Raw genomic sequence first — 16,883 nt, 5'->3', positions numbered from 1 at the left:
CGCGGCCGCACCCGCCCCGGCCTGGCACGTAGAAAGGAAACCCCATGTCTCGGATTGCTGAAACCGCCCTCGTTTTTGAGGGCGGCGGTATGCGCGCGAGCGCCACCGCCCCGGTGGTTATCAAGCTCATCGAGGCAGGCCTGGAATTCCCGCATGTTTCGGGAATTTCGGCGGGTTCCAGCCACGTGGCGAATTACCTCAGCCGCGACCCGCTGCGGGCCCGGCATTCTTTCGTGGAATTTGGGGCAGATCCGAATATCGGAAACTGGCGGACCTTCCTCAGCGGCAAGGGCGCCTTCAACTCGGATTATATTTACCTTCACACGTCGCGCCCGGGCCAAGCCCTTCCCTTTGATTTCGAGACTTTCCAGTCCACGCCCGGTGATTTCGATATCAGTGCTTTTCGTTTGAGCGACGGCGCCGCCGCGCACTGGCACCGCAGCGATATTAGGGTTCTTGACGACCTGTTGGTGCGGGTGCAGGCGTCCTCAACGATGCCCGGCATTATGCCTTTCGTAACGCTCGACGGTGAGCTTTACGCCGACGGCGCGCTCGGGCCATCCGGGGGTATACCTATTGATGCTGCTGAGGCTGCTGGCTTCGAGCGCGCCGTCGTTATTATGACGAAACCGCGCGATTACGTGCGCCCGGCACCTTCCCGAAAGGCAAGTGCGCTGATCCGGGCGGCGTTCCGCAAATATCCTCACCTCATTACCGCACTGGAGGAACGTGCCGCGAAGTACAACGCCACCCGGGCTCATCTTTTCAATCTGGAAGCGCGGGGGCGAGCCTACCTCTACTTCCCGCGCCACCAGCTGACTTCGAATAGGGAAACCAATGTGGCAAAGCTGGAAGCCTCTTTCGCGGCCGGCACCGCGCAGATCAACGAGGACTTCCCCGCAATCCTGCGCTTCCTCGGGCTCTAGCTGCACTGTTCAGGAAGATTAGTTAACCTGCGGCAACCAGCCGCCCGCTATCCATGTGCACTACCCGGTCGGCAACGGTCGCCGCTTCGGCATCATTGTGGGTCACGTAGACCGCCGTCGTGCCGGCCTTTTGCAGCACCCGGCGCAGGAATACCGCCAGGTCCTCCCGCAGGCGGGTATCGAGGGCGGAAAGCGGTTCGTCCAGGAGCAGCACCCGCGGGCGCGCCGCCAGGGAACGGGCCAGAGCCACCCGCTGGGCTTGCCCACCCGAAAGAGTCGTGACCGCCCGCTTGGCATAACCGCTCAGTTCCACCAGCTCCAGCCAGCGCTCAACCTCCGCCTCTACCTCGGCGCGCGGACGGCCCTTCTCAATTCCGTAGGCAATATTTCCACCCACGCTGCGATTCGGGAAAAGCTGCCCGTCCTGAAAAACCATGCCCACCCCGCGCCGATGGGTGGGAACCGCCGTCATATCAGCGCCGTCGATCAGCACCTGCCCGCGTACTGCCTCCAGCCCGGCGATCCCGCGCAGCAGCGAGGATTTCCCCGAACCGGAGGCCCCCAGCAGCGCCACGGTCGTGCCCGACTCCACGCTAAGATTCACGCCGCGCACCGCCTCGAAACCGTCCGGGTAACGCACCGACACGTCACAAAGTTCTAACACGAAGCTTTCCTTTCTGCTGCGTTAATAACGACGACGCAGCCCCGGCAGGCGCCGCCATTTCACTCAGCGCCATCAGCCCCCCGGTGACCGTACCGAGCACTACCGCCCCGGCCATCGCGGTCCCGTAATTTTCCGCCCCGGGCCTCCCCAAGAGCTGGCCGATCAGCACCGGAAGCGTGGTGGAATCACTGGTGGCCAGGAAGGATGTGGCACCGTATTCCCCTAAGGAAATGGCCAGGCCGAAACCGGCGGCCACCGCGAGCGCCCGGGCGGCCAGCGGCAGATCAATACTTCTCCAGACCCGCCCCGGCCCGGCCCCCAGGGTGGCGGCAGCCTCGCGCAGGCGCGGGTCGATGGCCCGCACCACCGGGAGAATCACCCGGGCCACGAGGGGAAGGGCCACCACCGCTTGGGCTACCGGCACGAGTAATTGCGCGGAAGGTACAAGCATCCGGATGGTGAGGAATAATCCGAAACCGACCGTCACCGCGGAAACACCCAGCGGCAGCAGGGCGATCCCTTCCGCGGCCGTGCTCACCGGCCGCGGCGGGGCCCACGGGGAGGCCAACGCGAAAGCCAACAGCGCCCCGAGGAGTAGGGCAAGTGCGGCAGCGCTCAGTCCCGTCGTCAAAGAATTCCGGAGTGCATCGGAAGCCGACACCCCCGCAAATCCAGAAGAACCGATGAGGTTTCGGTAGTTCTCCAGCGTCCAGGTGCCCGAACGCTGGAAGGATCGCGCCACCAGGGTGAGGAGCGGAGCCCCGATCAGGAAAATAACGGTAGCCGAGCTGATGAGCAGCGCCGGAATATCACTCGGGCCCACTTTCCTGCGGGCGGCCGGGCGCAGGCGCAGCGCCGCTGAGGTGCGCCGGGTGGCCCGGGCCGCCACCGCGGTGGCAATCCCAACGATCACCACTTGCAGCAGCGAAAGCACCGCCGCGGCCCGTAAATCAAGGAAGGTGGTGGTCTGCACCCAGATTTCAGTTTCGAGGGTACCGTAGCCGGGTGCGCCTAAGGTTTGGACGATTCCGAACGACGTCGAACAAAATAAAAAGACAATAGCCGCGCCGGAGGTAATAGCCGGGGCCAGTTCCAGAAGGGTGACGGTACGGAAAGCCCGCCACGGGGAGGCACCGAGGGTGCGAGCGGCCTCCGCGTGCGGGGGCAGCGCCGCCCACAGGGGCCCTACCGTCCGGGAAATCACCGCGGTATTGAAGAAAACCATGGCCGCGACCACCGCCCACGGGCTGGAATCCCAGCCTAGGAAACCGTAGGGGCCGTCGGCGCGCAGCAGCGCCCGGAACGCGGTACCCACCACGATGGTGGGGAGCACGAAAGGCACCACCACGAAGGCCCGCACCACCCGCACCCCGGGCAGTCGCAGGCGGTAGAGCACATAGGCGAGGGGAAGCCCCAGCACGACCGAGCAGGCGGTGCTGGCCGCCGCCATCCACAGGGTTTGCCCGGCGACTTTCCAGGTGCGCGGGCGGGTGAGCTCGGCGGCGAAACCCGCGGTATCCACCCCGGCCGGGGTGACGAGCCCGCGCGCGAGCATCGCCACCACCGGCCACAGGAAAAATACCGCGAGGAAAAATAGCGGGACCGCGAGCGCGAGGGCAACCACCAGGGAAGCTCCGCGCGGGCGCGGGATACGGAATGCGTTACTCACATTCCCGCGGTGTCACGCCAGGCGCGGATCCATTCGGCGCGCTGGGCCCCCACTTCTTTGGCGTCCAGCACGATGGGGTCCTTGACACGCGGGGCGTGCTGCTGCCAGCTCGCGGGCAGCTCCACATCGGCCACCGGGTACACGTACATCGACTCCGGGATAGCTTTCTGCACATCCTCGGAAAGCAGGAAGTCGATAAAAGCCTGCGCGCCTTCCGGGTTCTCTGCCCCGCGCAGCACCCCGGAGTATTCCACCTGGCGTACGCAGGTCGATTCAATCACGCCGGTGCGCCCGTTTTCAGCAGCAGGGGAGGAAGAATAGGAAACCACCAGCGGGTAGTTTCCCTTGCCTTCCGAACCGGAAAAATCAGTGTAGTAAGCATCCGTCCACGAGCCAGAAATGCGGGTTCCGGCCCCCAGTAGCTGACCCCACAGCTGGGAGAGCCCCTCCGTTCCCCCGGCAACGTGCGCGGTAGCAGCCAGGAAAGCCAGGCCGGGAGAGGAAAGAGCTGGGTTTTCCACCGCGAGCAGCCCGGCGTATTCGGGGCGGGAAAGATCCGCGAAACTCAGGGGCGGAATCATATTTTTCTGGGTGAACCACTCGCGATCGTAATTCACGCAGACTTCGCCCTGATCGATGGGATTGAGTTTCCCTTCGAGGGCGGTCACCCCCGCGGGAAGCTTCGGGGAAGAATAATCGGCGATGGTGTTACCGTCCAGCGCCTGGTAGGCGGTGTAGGTATCCACCCCGAACACCATATCCGCGCCGGGTTTGCCATCCGCCAGCACCAATTGGTTTACAACCTGGCCGGTATCCCCGGGTGCCGATTTCACGATGGTGTACCCGGATTCTTTCTCGAAGCGGGCAATGAGTTCATCGGGTAGGTTGAATGATTCGTGGCTGACCACGCGAACTGTGGTGGGATGATCGCTCGCTGCCGGAGAGGCGGCGTCGTCGTTCTTTGAGCAGCCGGCCAGGGCCAGTGCCGCAACCATCGCGGCGGCCGTAAGTGCGCGGGCGCCGTGCCTATTTTTCTGGACCATGCATCCTCCTCAGGATATAAGGAGGGTCTCCGCGGTGCGGAGGAGAGATCTCGACTCCCTTCGCCGGTACTAACCGGAGCAGGTTCGAGGGTCTGCGTGCCGCGTGCCGGCCGCACTCTCAGCGCTGCTGCGCTCCCCTGTCGTGCCGTCCAGTCTAGTACGGAGGTCCCAGATTTTCACACCTGCGGTCCCGAGCCGAAACCGGATCGGCGCCGGGTCGGAACCGGATCGGCGCCGGGTCGGAACCGGATCGGCGCCGCGCGAACCTTAGGCCCGGGCGCGCGCCTGCGAATCGATCACTTCGCCCTTGCCGTACCATTTCGCGGCCTGGCGCTGGGTGAGCTGGGAAACTGCCGCCGCCACCCCGGCGGAAACCACGGCGAAAATCATCGCGTCCACGAGCGGCGCGTTCGGGTCCTCCGAATCGGGAATCTCCCGCCCGGAAATACCCTTCCACACCACGTCCACGATTTTATTGGCGACGATCCCCGAGAGCACCCCAACGCCCGCGCTCACAACTTTCCACCCGATATCCATAGCGTCCCTTTCTTCGCGCGGCGCGGCCCCGGCCAGATGCGGCCAGGAAGCCCGGCACCGCCCTCAATATTTATTGCGTAGAGGTGCTCCCCCGCGCTGAATTCTTGTCCTGTCCAGAACTATTATGACTCAGCCCACGCCCGAAGCGCAGGTCCTCGCGCAATTCGTCCACGACCATGGCATCCGAATCGATACGGCCGGTACGGTATCCGGCGCGGGACAGCATATGCGCGGAGATGGGCGAGGTGATGAGCTGGCAGCCGATCACGAGCAGCAGCGTCCACGTCATTGAGGGGTCACGCACCAGGCAGGCCGCGCCCAGGCAACCCATGATCAGGGAGAGGACCTGCGGTTTGGTGGCCACGTGCAGGCGCGTCATAAGGTCCGGGTAGCGGAACATGCCGATGGCGGCCACGAAGGTGAGTGCGGCGCTGGCCAGCATGAGCGCGGCGCCGATAATATCCCAGGGGCTCACGGCCGGACTCCTTCCTGCTCGGTATCGCGGTCCGGATCGTGGGCGGGGCTTTCGTCTTCTTCTTCGTCGGTTGTTTCGTGTTCGTTCGCCTTTTCGAGGCGCCGCATCTCCTTCGGGTCGTTTTGGTCCACGGGCCGGATGAAGCGCGCCACGGCCACGGATCCGAGGAAACCAACAATGGCGACGACGACGAAAACCGCCAGCAAATCCGCTCGCCGGGTCACCGCTGCGAGCAGGCAGAGCGCACCCACCATAATCGAAGTGATGACATCGAGTGCCCCTACCCGGTCGAGAACCGTGGGGCCTTTGACGATGCGGACCGTGACCAGCAGCGCGGAGATGGTCAAGAGCACCCCGCAGATCACCATCACGATAATCATCGTTCACCTCCGGAACTATCGGGAGCGAAGGGAACCGGCAGACGCCCGGCCTTCGGGCTGGACCCGGGCACGAAGCCAGCCTGCACCAGCTCACTGCGGGAGGCGAAAGCGCGCAGCACCCGCTCTTCCAAATCGAGCACCGATTGGTGCGCGGCGCTCACTCCCCCCGCCATGCCCACGTCAAATACGTGCACGTAGAGGGTGCCCGTGGCGGCGTCGGTATCGATCACGAGCGAGCCGGGCACCAGGGTGGACATCCCGGCGGTTATCGCGAGGTAGGCATCGGAGTGGGAACGCAGCCGCACGCGGATCACCGCGCCGCGCGGGGTGGCGCGCCGCAGGATAAACCAGGCTTGCTGCCAGGAGGCGTGCACAAGGTCACGCACGAAAATCGCAACCAGGCGGATCACACCCCAGATCCGGAAACGCCCGTCGAAGGACGCGGTGGGGAAAGGTGCCACTTCGGTTACGAGGAGGGCGAGGGCGAAACCTGCCACAATATTGGCGGCGCTGACCTGCCCCCACAGCAGCACCCACACGATGGTCAGCCACACCAGCACCCCCAGGGAGGCGCTCGGGAAACGGCCCTCGCGCCGGGTGACCAGGCGGATTGCTTCACTATCGCGACTCATTGCTCACCTCCGGAAGCTGCGGGAACGGGCGCGGGACCTTGCCCGGGAACCGCTGTGGGCGCGGGCGTGTGGAACGACGGCGCACCACTCGGCACCGGTGCACCGGTCGGCACCAGTGTGGCCGCGGGCGTGGGGCTCGGGGAGCGCAGCAAACGCGGGCTTTCTTTCGGTTCGGGCGTTTGGGTAAAGGCGCCGGTATCCGGGGTGGAATCCTCGTGGGGTACCACGGTTTCTTCATCCACCTCCGGGGAAATCCCGGTACCGCGGTCCCAATCGGGAAGCACCGCGCTGATATAGGGGGTGCGGGCTTCCAGCTCGGCAGCGGCGCCGTCGGTAAAAGAACGCAGCGGCGCGGCCGCGAAGGTAATACCGAGCATGACCGCGATGAGCCCGGAGGCGGAAATCACCATCCCGCTCGGGTAGGTGGTGGATGGCAGTTCCGCCGGGGCTTCCTGCCAGAAGGCCATATTCCAAGCGCGGATCACAGCGTAGAGGGTAAGCAAGGAAGTAACCAGGCCGGCCGCTATCAACACCCAGTCAATCGCGGTGCCGCGCGCGGCACTTGCTTCCAGCAGCCCCACTTTGCCGAGGAATCCGGATAGCGGCGGAATACCACCCAGGGAAAGCGCGGGAAGAAAATACAAAACCGCAACCATGGGGGCCGCTCGCATAATGGAACCGAGCCGCACGAGCGACGTCGTTCCTGCCACCCACCCGATCAGGCCCACCACCAAAAACAGCGCGGTCTGCACCACGATGTGGTGCACGGCGTAGAAAATCGTGGAGGAGAGCCCGGCTTCGGTGGAAATGGCGATACCCCAGATGAGGTAGCCGATATGGCTGACCAGGGTGAAGGACAGCAAACGCTTAATATTTTCCTGCGCGATCGCGCCGAGGATACCAATCAGCATGGTGGCGACCGCGAAACCGGCGAGGATATCGTCTAGGCGCCCGCCCGGGAAAAGCAGCACCTGGGTGCGGATAATCGCGTATACGCCCACTTTGGTGAGCAGGCCGGCGAATACAGCCGTGACCGGGCCGGAGGCGGTGGGATAGGAGTCGGGCAGCCAGGCGGCCAGCGGGAAAATCGCGGCTTTCAACCCGAAGGCCACGAGGAAGAGGATCTGGAGGACCATGCGCATTCCCGGATCCACCTGCGGGAGTTTGACGGCCAGGTCGGCCAGGTTCACGCTACCCACCGCGGCGTAGGTGAGGCCGAGCGCGGTGAGGAAGATGAGGGAGGAGACCATGGAGACGATCACGTAGACCGAGCCGGAGCGCATCCGTTCGGCCGTGCCACCCATGGTCAGGAGCACGAAGGAGGCGGCCAGGAGAATCTCAAAGCCCACGTACATATTGAAAAGATCGCCGGTGAGGAACGCATCGGACACCCCGGCGGAAAGAATCATAAAGGCCGGGTAGTACACCGAGGTGGGTGCGCCGCGTTCACCGTCCGCCACGCCCTGGAATACCGAGTACACCAGCACGATCAGGGTCACCGTGACCGAGGTGGTGAGCATAATGGTGGAGAGCCTGTCAGCCACCAGGGAAATACCCACGGGCGCCGCCCAGTTCCCCACGTCTAGGGTGATGGGGCCGCGCGCGGAAACGAAAAGCAGAATGACCGCCACCACGAGGACGATGGACAGCATTCCCACCGCGGTCCAGGCTTGCACGCGGCGCCGGCGCGGAACCGCCAGGAGCACCCCGGCGGCCAGCAGGGGAAGCACGATGGGAACGGGGAGTAGCCAGGAAATCATCGCCGTGCGCCTCCCGCGTTGCCGCCGCGCCCCGTGTTGCCGTTGCGCCCACCATTCCGCGGCTTTCCGCCGTTCGTGAGCGAACCGTCCACACCGTGGGTGGCATTCGGGTTAGCCACGTAGCGGTGCCGGCGGCGCTTGGGATGCCGGCGGTTCCAGCGGCCCAGACGCCCGAAACGCGGGGCCGGAGTATCGGTTTCGTCGCGGAATTCCGCGGAGGTTTCCTGCAAGTCTGTTCCCACTTCGGATCGCTGGCTGCTTTCTTCCAGTTGTTGGCGAACGGCGACGGCGCGATCCTCCACGTCGTCGCGTACTTCGTCATCATCGCGCAGCTGCCAGGTGCGATAGGCCATGGCCAGCAGGAAGCCGGTGGTGGCCAAAGTAATAACAATGGCGGTGAGCATCATGGCCATGACCAGCGGGTCCGCCCACAGGTCCGGCGAGCCGTTGCCGATAAAGGGCGGGTTGCCGGTGCGGCCACCCGCAATAAGGAAAAGAATATTGACGCCGTTGGAGAGGCAGCCCAGCCCGAGGATGACCCGCGAGAGGGAACGCTCCAAAATAAGATAGACGCCTACGGCAACGAAAACCCCGCACATGAGGATGAGGGCGAGAGATACGCTCATTCTTGCTCTCCTTCCGTTGCCGCATCGCGTTGTTCGGCGGCCAGGGCCAGGCGCTCGGCTTCCTGTTTCGGGGAGGTGCGCTCGCTGAGCTCGGCCTGGGATTCCATTTCTTCACGCAGGTTCTGACGGGCGTCGTGGGAAGGTTCGATGCGAATATCAGCATCCCAGACGCCTTCTTCCATTTCCCCGTGCCGGTCAATTTCCCCGCCGAGGGACCGCAGAATTTCGGCTACCAGGCCAACAACCGCGATATAGACGCCGGTGTCAAAGATGAGCGCCGTCGTAAAATGAACTTCCCCAAAGATCGGAAGCACCATATCGATTTTCGCGGTTTGCAGCGGGTTACCGCCCAACATGATCGGGGCGAGCGAGGAAAGAGTGGCCAGGCCCAGGCCGGTTCCCAGCAGGTGCGCGGGGAGGATGGGGAGGGTGGCGCCCAGTTCGAAACGCCCGCCGGCAAGATAACGCAAGGTCAATGCGATGCCGGCCAGCAGCCCGCCGGCGAAACCTCCGCCCGGCATATTGTGCCCGGAGAAAAGGAAGAAGAGCGAAATAATGAGAACGGTATGGAAGACCAGGCGGGTGCCGATTTGCAACATGATCGGGCGGGAGGCCACCCCGGGGCGGTTCGCGGAGGCGAGCCAGGCTCGGTTGCGCCCCGAACGCTTCGCTTCTTCTTCGGCGCGCAGCGAATTGCGCACATAGGCCACCGGGTCATCACCGAGGCGGTGCAAGCGTTGCGCCCGTTCACTTTTCGCGCCGAGGATATTGCGTAGCCGATCCGTGCCGCCGAAACGGTCGCGTACAAAGAGGAGGGAGGCAATGCCGACGGCGCAGACCACCAGCACGGAGGTCTCCCCCATCGTGTCCCAAGCCCGGATATCCACGAGGGTAACGTTGACGATATTGCGCCCGTACCCGAAACGGAAACCTTCATCGGCGAAGAGTTCCGAAATTGGCGCGTGGGTGCGCACCCCGGCTGCCAGATACGCCAGCCCCGCGAAAAGCACCCCCATGATGGCCGCGAAAACGATGCGGAACCGCTGGGTGCCTTTGGTGCGCCGGGAAGAAAAATAGGAAGGCAGGCGCCGCAACACCAGCACGAAGACCACGAGGGTGAGAGTTTCGGAAAGCACCTGGGTGAGAGCCAAGTCAGGAGCCCCGTACATCTCGTAGGTGAGGGCAACGGCGTAGCCACCGATTCCCATGAGGATCACGGCTTTGAGACGGTGGCGAGAGGCCGCGGCAAGCAGCACTCCCAGGCAGCCAACAACGGCCACCGCGGCCTGCGCCCAACTATCGAAGAGCCGGGGCACCACCAGGGTACCCACCGGGTTGGTGAGCAGCGCGATTCCCACGGTGATGAGCAGGAACCAGAAAATGGTGAGGAGGTAGGTGGGAAGCGAACCGGATTGGGTGCGGGCGGTGACGGTCATGGAGAAACGCTCGGTGCCCGAAACAATGCGCTGGTAGGCTTCCTCGGCGCTGAGGCGCAGGGCGTGGCGCTGGGTGAAGGCGGAGATGCGGTGGCGCTGCCAGAAGAGGCAGCAACCGGCCGCGAGGATGGCGAGGGTCACCAGGAAGGGCCCGTTGAAGCCGGACCACAGGTGCAGGTGGCCCTGGTAGGGGGCCAGCACGGGGTATTGGGCCAGGTATTGCTCTAGGAAGGTACTGATGGGCGCGGTTGCGAGCCCGGCCACCAGGCCCGCCGTCGCCAATATTCCTACCGGCCAGATCATCACCGCGGAAACGTCACGCACCTCGGTATCCTCTACGCGCGGCTTGCGCATGAAGGCGCCCCACCAGAACCGCAGGCCGTAGGCCACCGTGAGCGCCGAACCCACCGCGATGAGCACGAGCACCGCGATATCGGTGGCGCTACCACCCCACAGGGCGCCGAGCGCACCTTCTTTCGCTACAAAAGCGGCGAAGGGCGGGAAACCCATCATGGAGGCATCCGCCATTCCGGCGAAGGTGGCAACCGCGGGCATATTGCGGCCCACATTGGATAGTTCGCGCAGGTCACGGGTGCCGGTACACACGTCCACGATACCCACGGAGAGGAAGAGTGCGGATTTGAAGAGGGAGTGAGCCAGCAGCAGCATGAGCCCGGCCAGCAGCATCGCCGAATCTCCGTAGCCGACGAAAAGAATAATGAGTCCGAGCTGGGAGACCGTGCCGAAAGCGGTAACCAGCTTAATATCGGTTTGTTTGAGGGCCCGGTAACCACCCAGCAGCACCGTGTACGAGGCGAGGATGATTACCATCCAGCGCCAAGCTGGATTATGCGCGAAACCGGGGGCCAGGCGCGCCACCAGGTACACCCCGGCTTTAACCATCGCCGCGGCGTGCAGGTAGGCGGAGACAGGCGTGGGTGCGGCCATGGCGGCCGGCAGCCAGAAATGGAAAGGTACCAGGGCGGATTTGGAGAAAGCCCCGATAAGTACAAGTACGACGGCGCTCGTCAGCAGCGCGGAATTCCCCGGTGACAGCGTGGCTTCGTGGGAAGCCACCACGAGCTCGCGCAATGAGAAAGATCCCCCGGGCATGACCCCGAGCATGGTGATCCCGCCCAGCATGGCCAGCCCACCCGCCGTGGTCACAATAATGGCCTGGAAAGCCGCGCGCCGCGAGGATTGCCGGTCGGAATAGTGGCCGATGAGGAGGAAGGAAAAAACGGTGGTGAGTTCCCAGTAAATATAGAGGGCGACGGTGTTATCCGTGGTGACCAAACCGAGCATAGCCCCGGCGAAAGCCACGAAAATCGCGCCGAACCGGCCCAGGTAGGAGGCATCACGTTTGAAATACCGCGCCGAGTAGAAGAGCACGGCCGCGCCCACCCCGGTGGCGATGAGGGCGAGGAGCAGGCCGAGAGCGTCAATGCGGATATCCAGGTCCATGCCCAATTGGGGCACCCAGGTGAGGGATTGCTGGTAGATATCACCGCGAAGGATGCGGGGGATGAGGCTGAGGAGCCACAGGAAAGTACCGGCCGGGAGGAGAGCGAGGATTGCGAAGCCGAAACGCCCGCGCTGCATCACGAGCGGTGCACACAGCGCCCCCACCGCAAATAGCAGGAGCACATATGCCACGGCAGCCTCCGTCCCTTCGACCTTTGCCATGCACGCCGGGTGCGCTACGTGCTCTACGTGCGCAGCGTGCCAAACATACGCCACTGAGCCCCTCCGCGGATGACCTGGCGCGATACAGCTAGTAGGTGCGGGCGCCGGTTTCTTAGGCGGTGGAGCTCATTGTTAACGCATGGAACATCATTACAGTAGCGAAAATATGCGGGAGTGTCCCGTGTTTCCGCTCTCGATGAGACCGCGCGGCCAGGCTTGCTTTGGAAGCGCGAGGCTTGCTAAGGCCGGAGTTTAGTTATCGGCTTCCGGGTAGTGGGTCACGTCGATACGGTGGAAATTAAGGTGGGAGCGGGAGGCCGTGGGGCCGCGCTGACCCTGGTAGCGCGAACCGCTTGCGCCAGCTCCGTAGGGGTTAGTGGCCGCCGAGGAGAGTTGGAAGAAGCAGAATTGGCCCACTTTCATGCCCGGGTAGAGCTTGATCGGCATCGTTGCCGTATTGGACAGCTCGAGGGTGACATGCCCGGAGAAGCCCGGGTCGATGAACCCGGCGGTGGAATGGGTGAGGAGTCCCAGGCGCCCGAGGGAGGATTTCCCTTCCAGGCGAGCTGCGACGTCGTTCCCCAAAGTGACCTGCTCAAAAGTGGAGCCGAGCACGAACTCTCCCGGGTGTAAAACGAATTCGCCGTCGGCGGGAACTTCTACCAGGCGCGTGAGGTCGGACTGGTCCGCGGCCGGGTCGATGACCGGGTATTTGTGGTTATCGAAGAGTCGGAAGAAGCGGTCGAGGTGAATATCGATGGAGGAGGGCTGCACCATCGCCGGATCCCAGGGGTGCAGGGCGATGCGGCCCTCGCTCACGGAGCGCAAAATATCAACATCGGAAAGTAACACGCCTAGATTCTGACACGCCCGCGCGGGTGGGCGCTACCTGCGGGGCGGTATGTGGAGGAATTGAAGCAATTCGGGCGCGCTTCCGCGCCGTGAGTGCTGGGTCGCGCAAGCCGCGGGAACTGAGCAACACATGCCGCAAGCACTAAGCCGCGGGCGCGCTTTGCGCTGGCGGGGATGGCACGCTAGGATAATCACCTAGTGATTCTTTCGCGCCTGCGGTTCGGCCGCTCGCGTGAGGCTTCACCGCTCTCGCGGGCGTAGTTCATCGGTAGAATGGCAGCTTCCCAAGCTGCAGAGGCGGGTTCGATTCCCGTCGCCCGCTCCAGTTTTCAGGCAGCGAGTCCGGCCCCACATCAATATCTCACCCACTAAAATCGCAAGCATCAGCACTACACCCACATCCAAGGAGGGATGACGGTGACTAAAAAATTTGCAGAATCCGCCAAAGTGAAGGCGAAGGGACGGGTAACCATCCCGAAGGCGGTGCGCGAGCGGCTGGGCATCAACAAAGGAGACCGCATTGCCTTCGTCGTAGACGGCAGCGATGTGCGCGTGATCAACTCCGCCCGCTATGCATTGTCAGTGCTCCAAACTGGGTTAGCGGGCGAAGCAGAACGTTTGGGACTTGAATCCGAAGAAGCCGTGAACGATCTGGTAGCGAGTATTAGAAACAGTTAGTCAGGCGGGCTAACTCTCGCCAAAACCGACACCCATACCCCCTTCAAATTAGGCTATATTCAACCTAGGATATGTTGTATATTCTTCTTGGAAGGGGAGGTAAGCCATGAATGTCAATACGAATACCTTGGTACCAATTTCGGAAGCGAATCAGAATTTCTCGAAGGTGGCGCGATTGGTAGACGAGTATGGCTCAGCCGTTATTTTGAAAAATAATCGCCCTCGTTACATCATCACAGAATTCGCTAAGGCGGATGAAATCACAGAGCCGGACGATGCCGAGCTCGCGAAGGTCTCAGCCGCACTCATAAGAAAAAATGCGCGCGTATATGAGGAACTGGCGAAGTGAAGTACCTAAGCAAGCGGCAGATCCTCCTGATTCACCAGGAACTACTTGAAACATCAGGTGGGACATCGGGGCTCCGAGACGAAGGCCTCTTAGATTCAGCCCTCATGACTCCATTACAGAGTTTTGGTGGGCAGGATCTGTACCCCAGTCTTATTGATAAAGCTGTTCGCCTTGCGTTTGGGCTTATCAAGAATCATCCGTTTATCGACGGAAACAAGCGTATTGGCACGCACGCGATGTTAGTCTTCCTCGCGCTCAACGGTGTGGAACTGAGCTATACGGACGATGAGATGATCGCGATTATTTTAAGCGTGGCTGCGGGACAGGTAGATGAATCAGGCCTACGCGCATGGATTGACGAACACCTCCCATAGTTACACTGCGCTCCGTCGTCGCTATCGATTCAACATCGCCAGTTGAAGAACCCCACATGTTTCCCCCTCTTGAAAACGCTAAAATTCATCGGTGGCCGCACACCGCGGGCCCACACTACGGGCCCGCGCTGCACGGCGCCGGCGTCAGTCACGCCAAGCGCGGCTACGATTCGAAAACGGGCAGAAAAGGGATAACCGCATGGATGAGGAGAAGGCCATCGGCACTGAACAGCCGCGCGGGAAGCGACGCGGCTGGCTGCCGCTATCCGAAACGCTCTCGCTTATTTCGGTGGTTATCGCGGTGGCCGTGCTCGGCTTGAATATTTACGACCGCCACGAGGCGATCAAAGCCGAGCAGTTTTCCCAGGCCAACCAGGCCTTCACCCAAAATAAGATCACCGCGGAGGAACACCGCACCGACACCGGGAAAATCGGCCGGCAGATCACCTCGAGTTTCCACAACGCCTCCCCCAACCCGGTTTTCGACCTCACGCTCGCAATGCCCGCCCCGCCCAACGGCCTCACCGTCTCCGCCGACCACTATCACGAATTCCGGCAAACCGCCGCCGGCTACGAAATCACATTCCCCACGCTCCCGCCGAAAGAAAAAGCCGAGTACGTGGACACCTACGGCGACGCCCTTTTTGGCGACCGACCCCCGCGCACCGTCATCAACGAAAACTTCCGTTTCTGCTTTACTGACGTTAACGGCCAGCGTTGGCTCGCCGACCATCGCGGCGCCCAGCGTATTTCGTCAACAACGCAGTGCATTCCCGATAAGAACGACGACGCCGCCTAGCCCGCCGCCAGCACACATGCCTGTGGGAGGCTGGCCCACGCGGCCGGCTATGCAGCCACTCCGGATGAGTCCTCTATCTTGAGCGTGTACATCGTCGAAAAAACGGTGAGCGACAGCACCAGCAGCACGATCAGGCACACCCCGGCCACCGGCAGCAGAATCATGCGGTTCACGGATTTCACCACAAAGGGCAGGGCCGCCACCGCGCCGAAGAGCACAATGAGGCCAATAATGGCTCCCTTCTTGAGGCGATAGCTGAGATAGATATCGCTCCCCGCCGTCGCAGAGAAAGATACGGGATTACTCTTGAGGGGAACCAGCGTTCGCACCTGAGCAACGCAGGCGCCGTCGCCCACCTCAAAAACATTATCGCGTTCGGGAAGCAGTACCTCCGGGCGTTTCTTTCCGTTCACGCTCAAATAGTGGCGGCTCCTGTCATCAAAGAAGGACCACCGCCTTCTCACATGTAGCCGTGCCATAACCCGCACCTCCTTGTGCCTACGTAACCGTGCACCCACATAACACCGTTACGCATAATTCTATCGCATTTATTCTGCGCGGTATTCAATTTAATTGTTCCCACTATGGCCGGCGGTGCCCTTCCCCTCTAGGATGGGGGAAGAACCGGGAAGGAGGCCGCATGCGTGATATTGCACCCTATTCACAACGCAAGCATTACGAACTACCTTCTTCCCTAGATGCGCTTCGCGGCCCTGGCATGGGTGGCACTCTCTACCTCGACCACTCGATCATCTGGGCACCAAATTCTCAGACGATCCATCTTGAAAGCAACGGCCTCATCAAGCGCGGTTACACAGCTTTGATCAACGAAGGAACCACAGAGCAGCAGGAGCGCTGGCTCAATCGGGAACTCCTCATGCGGGCCTGGCCAACACTTAGCTTGCCGTGGCGCGTCTACGCGATGTGGGAATCAAAATTTCCGGAACTGCCAGAGAATCGGATCTTCCATAGAAAATCTCGAATTTCAGCGTAAACTCACCCGCCTTCTTCTTTCAGGGATTGAAGAGTACGGCATCTCCGAAGAAGAATTCCACGCCGTCCAAGAACGCTACGCCCAGTGGCATACAAGCCTGAACAGGTAAGGCAGCACCCACCCCCTCCCTGCTACCCGCACATTCGCCAACAAGAAAAGACCTGGTCATACGTCACAGGAAATCGGTTTTCAACCCTCTGACCTGCGGATTAGAATAATGATACGAATTCTCTATTCAAATCAATGTTGCATTCATTGTTCAACGATTGGGAAATAAGGAAGGGATCTCGTGACCTCTTTTCGTAAGATAGCGGGTGCCACCCTGGCGGCCACCCTTATATTCTTCGGCGGCACACCCGCGCTCGCCGATCCAGCTTCCCCCACGGGAGCTTCCAGCGCCGAACAAGCCAATTCCGCAAAGTTCGGCGGCGCCATCGCAAAGAACTTCTTCTTAGTCGACGGACTGACCGAGGCTGAGGTGATTGCCTCCGTCAAGGATCAGCTCACCAAGAACAACCTGAACCCCGATGAGTATGAGTTCACGGTAAAGAACCTCAGTGAGGCCAACGCCAATTCGTACGGCCCGAAGCGTAAAGATCGCGTTAAGGATGTACCGGTTATCGTGGCCAAGAAGGGAACTCCGGACACCTTCGACACCTACAACGTCAAGGTTTTTTACTACGCTCCGCCGTTCGCGTTCCGGGAGGAGAACCCGGATCCCCAAAAGGGCGCCCCTCAAAATCAAAGCACCCATAACGCGGGCAAAGTAACTGTTGCTGACCCAAATAGTTACACTCTGTCCGCGGATCAGCAGGCAAAGATCGTTGACGCTTTCCTCAAGAACAACCCAGCTCTCGGCCTCACCCGTGATCAGGTCACCGTGGATGATCAAGGAAAGCTCACTATTACGAACAAAGCCGGTGAAGACGGGTTTAGCGTCGTCGTTCCCAGCAGCGAATCCGTGAGCGTTATCGGGAAGGTTCCCAATATTCTGGTCTTTTTG

General features: G+C 61.9%; 19 protein-coding genes, 1 tRNA gene and 1 riboswitch. Of the genes, 8 read left to right on the top strand and 12 right to left on the bottom strand.

Features of this window, described 5'->3' with window-relative positions; genetic code table 11:
- Positions 1-44: 44 nt before the first annotated feature.
- Positions 45-926 (top strand): patatin-like phospholipase family protein, encoded by an 882-nt coding sequence (locus tag AC5RK6_RS01310; protein ID WP_284898912.1) that lies wholly within the window; start codon positions 45-47, stop codon positions 924-926.
- Between the two features lie 22 nt (positions 927-948).
- Here the strand turns inward: AC5RK6_RS01310 and AC5RK6_RS01305 are convergent, their stop codons facing one another.
- The 11 genes from AC5RK6_RS01305 to dcd form a co-directional block, all read right to left on the bottom strand.
- Positions 949-1,590 (bottom strand): ABC transporter ATP-binding protein, encoded by a 642-nt coding sequence (locus tag AC5RK6_RS01305; RefSeq protein WP_284898914.1) that lies wholly within the window; start codon positions 1,588-1,590, stop codon positions 949-951.
- A complete protein-coding gene (locus tag AC5RK6_RS01300; protein ID WP_284898916.1) occupies positions 1,574-3,259 on the bottom strand; it encodes an ABC transporter permease in 1,686 nt (561 codons plus the stop codon). Before AC5RK6_RS01300 ends, AC5RK6_RS01305 begins: the two co-directional genes overlap by 17 nt.
- Positions 3,256-4,302 (bottom strand): thiamine ABC transporter substrate-binding protein, encoded by a 1,047-nt coding sequence (locus AC5RK6_RS01295; RefSeq protein WP_284898917.1) that lies wholly within the window; start codon positions 4,300-4,302, stop codon positions 3,256-3,258. The genes AC5RK6_RS01300 and AC5RK6_RS01295 overlap by 4 nt, the downstream gene beginning before the upstream one ends.
- A gap of 38 nt (positions 4,303-4,340) precedes the next feature.
- A riboswitch (TPP riboswitch) is annotated at positions 4,341-4,451 on the bottom strand.
- 118 nt (positions 4,452-4,569) lie between these two features.
- Positions 4,570-4,839 carry a DUF4235 domain-containing protein gene (locus AC5RK6_RS01290; RefSeq protein ID WP_284890085.1) on the bottom strand — a complete coding sequence of 90 codons (270 nt, stop codon included), beginning with the start codon at positions 4,837-4,839 and terminating at the stop codon, positions 4,570-4,572.
- A 70-nt stretch (positions 4,840-4,909) separates the two neighbouring features.
- Positions 4,910-5,314, bottom strand: coding sequence for a monovalent cation/H(+) antiporter subunit G (gene mnhG / locus AC5RK6_RS01285; RefSeq protein ID WP_284898918.1), 405 nt, complete (start codon positions 5,312-5,314; stop codon positions 4,910-4,912).
- The gene (locus AC5RK6_RS01280) at positions 5,311-5,694 is read right to left on the bottom strand and encodes an MrpF/PhaF family protein (RefSeq protein WP_016441872.1); all 384 of its coding nucleotides are present in this window, start codon (positions 5,692-5,694) and stop codon (positions 5,311-5,313) included. Before AC5RK6_RS01280 ends, mnhG begins: the two co-directional genes overlap by 4 nt.
- On the bottom strand, positions 5,691-6,326 hold the full coding sequence (locus AC5RK6_RS01275) for a Na+/H+ antiporter subunit E (protein ID WP_087069996.1): 636 nt from the start codon (positions 6,324-6,326) through the stop codon (positions 5,691-5,693). The genes AC5RK6_RS01280 and AC5RK6_RS01275 overlap by 4 nt, the downstream gene beginning before the upstream one ends.
- Positions 6,323-8,086 carry a Na+/H+ antiporter subunit D gene (locus tag AC5RK6_RS01270; RefSeq protein ID WP_320758027.1) on the bottom strand — a complete coding sequence of 588 codons (1,764 nt, stop codon included), beginning with the start codon at positions 8,084-8,086 and terminating at the stop codon, positions 6,323-6,325. Before AC5RK6_RS01270 ends, AC5RK6_RS01275 begins: the two co-directional genes overlap by 4 nt.
- A complete protein-coding gene (locus AC5RK6_RS01265; protein WP_320758028.1) occupies positions 8,083-8,712 on the bottom strand; it encodes a Na(+)/H(+) antiporter subunit C in 630 nt (209 codons plus the stop codon). The genes AC5RK6_RS01270 and AC5RK6_RS01265 overlap by 4 nt, the downstream gene beginning before the upstream one ends.
- Positions 8,709-11,834, bottom strand: a complete 3,126-nt coding sequence (locus AC5RK6_RS01260; RefSeq protein ID WP_320758029.1) for a Na+/H+ antiporter subunit A — start codon at positions 11,832-11,834, stop codon at positions 8,709-8,711. Before AC5RK6_RS01260 ends, AC5RK6_RS01265 begins: the two co-directional genes overlap by 4 nt.
- 252 nt (positions 11,835-12,086) lie before the next feature.
- A complete protein-coding gene (gene dcd, locus AC5RK6_RS01255) occupies positions 12,087-12,686 on the bottom strand; it encodes a dCTP deaminase (RefSeq protein ID WP_320758030.1) in 600 nt (199 codons plus the stop codon).
- 251 nt (positions 12,687-12,937) lie between these two features.
- On the opposite strand from dcd, the gene AC5RK6_RS01250 reads away from it, so the two are divergent.
- The 5 genes from AC5RK6_RS01250 (at position 12,938) to AC5RK6_RS01230 (ending at position 14,886) form a co-directional block, all read left to right on the top strand.
- Positions 12,938-13,011: transfer RNA gene (locus AC5RK6_RS01250), tRNA-Gly, on the top strand.
- A gap of 92 nt (positions 13,012-13,103) precedes the next feature.
- Positions 13,104-13,364, top strand: a complete 261-nt coding sequence (locus AC5RK6_RS01245) for an AbrB/MazE/SpoVT family DNA-binding domain-containing protein (RefSeq protein ID WP_394532471.1) — start codon at positions 13,104-13,106, stop codon at positions 13,362-13,364.
- Between the two features lie 106 nt (positions 13,365-13,470).
- Positions 13,471-13,713: a type II toxin-antitoxin system Phd/YefM family antitoxin gene (locus AC5RK6_RS01240; RefSeq protein ID WP_016441879.1), complete on the top strand. Its 243-nt coding sequence runs from the start codon at positions 13,471-13,473 to the stop codon at positions 13,711-13,713.
- Positions 13,710-14,087 carry a type II toxin-antitoxin system death-on-curing family toxin gene (locus tag AC5RK6_RS01235; protein ID WP_320758032.1) on the top strand — a complete coding sequence of 126 codons (378 nt, stop codon included), beginning with the start codon at positions 13,710-13,712 and terminating at the stop codon, positions 14,085-14,087. Before AC5RK6_RS01240 ends, AC5RK6_RS01235 begins: the two co-directional genes overlap by 4 nt.
- A gap of 199 nt (positions 14,088-14,286) precedes the next feature.
- Positions 14,287-14,886, top strand: a complete 600-nt coding sequence (locus AC5RK6_RS01230; RefSeq protein WP_320758033.1) for a hypothetical protein — start codon at positions 14,287-14,289, stop codon at positions 14,884-14,886.
- Between the two features lie 47 nt (positions 14,887-14,933).
- On the opposite strand, the gene AC5RK6_RS01225 is transcribed toward AC5RK6_RS01230, so the two are convergent.
- Positions 14,934-15,299, bottom strand: coding sequence for a hypothetical protein (locus tag AC5RK6_RS01225; protein ID WP_320758034.1), 366 nt, complete (start codon positions 15,297-15,299; stop codon positions 14,934-14,936).
- A 227-nt stretch (positions 15,300-15,526) separates the two neighbouring features.
- On the opposite strand from AC5RK6_RS01225, the gene AC5RK6_RS01220 reads away from it, so the two are divergent.
- A complete protein-coding gene (locus AC5RK6_RS01220) occupies positions 15,527-15,880 on the top strand; it encodes a transcriptional regulator (protein ID WP_320758035.1) in 354 nt (117 codons plus the stop codon).
- 289 nt (positions 15,881-16,169) lie between these two features.
- A partial coding sequence (locus tag AC5RK6_RS01215) for a hypothetical protein (protein ID WP_493926303.1) occupies positions 16,170-16,883 on the top strand: 714 nt, incomplete at its 3' end.

The organism is Actinotignum sp. usb-actsch-213 (assembly GCF_059085665.1).
The sequence above is the reverse complement of the archived record's forward strand: the minus strand, read 5'-3'. Positions and strand labels throughout refer to the sequence as shown.

What these genes read in the sequence shown, in the direction of transcription:
- AC5RK6_RS01275 (WP_087069996.1), bottom strand. Translation starts at nt 6,326, where the DNA reads ATGAGTCGCGATAGTGAAGCAATCCGCCTGGTCACCCGGCGCGAGGGC.
- AC5RK6_RS01220 (WP_320758035.1), top strand. Translation starts at nt 15,527, where the DNA reads ATGCGTGATATTGCACCCTATTCACAACGCAAGCATTACGAACTACCT.
- AC5RK6_RS01280 (WP_016441872.1), bottom strand. Translation starts at nt 5,694, where the DNA reads ATGATTATCGTGATGGTGATCTGCGGGGTGCTCTTGACCATCTCCGCG.
- AC5RK6_RS01295 (WP_284898917.1), bottom strand. Translation starts at nt 4,302, where the DNA reads ATGGTCCAGAAAAATAGGCACGGCGCCCGCGCACTTACGGCCGCCGCG.
- AC5RK6_RS01260 (WP_320758029.1), bottom strand. Translation starts at nt 11,834, where the DNA reads ATGGCAAAGGTCGAAGGGACGGAGGCTGCCGTGGCATATGTGCTCCTG.
- AC5RK6_RS01290 (WP_284890085.1), bottom strand. Translation starts at nt 4,839, where the DNA reads ATGGATATCGGGTGGAAAGTTGTGAGCGCGGGCGTTGGGGTGCTCTCG.
- AC5RK6_RS01240 (WP_016441879.1), top strand. Translation starts at nt 13,471, where the DNA reads ATGAATGTCAATACGAATACCTTGGTACCAATTTCGGAAGCGAATCAG.
- AC5RK6_RS01310 (WP_284898912.1), top strand. Translation starts at nt 45, where the DNA reads ATGTCTCGGATTGCTGAAACCGCCCTCGTTTTTGAGGGCGGCGGTATG.
- AC5RK6_RS01265 (WP_320758028.1), bottom strand. Translation starts at nt 8,712, where the DNA reads ATGAGCGTATCTCTCGCCCTCATCCTCATGTGCGGGGTTTTCGTTGCC.
- AC5RK6_RS01230 (WP_320758033.1), top strand. Translation starts at nt 14,287, where the DNA reads ATGGATGAGGAGAAGGCCATCGGCACTGAACAGCCGCGCGGGAAGCGA.
- AC5RK6_RS01270 (WP_320758027.1), bottom strand. Translation starts at nt 8,086, where the DNA reads ATGATTTCCTGGCTACTCCCCGTTCCCATCGTGCTTCCCCTGCTGGCC.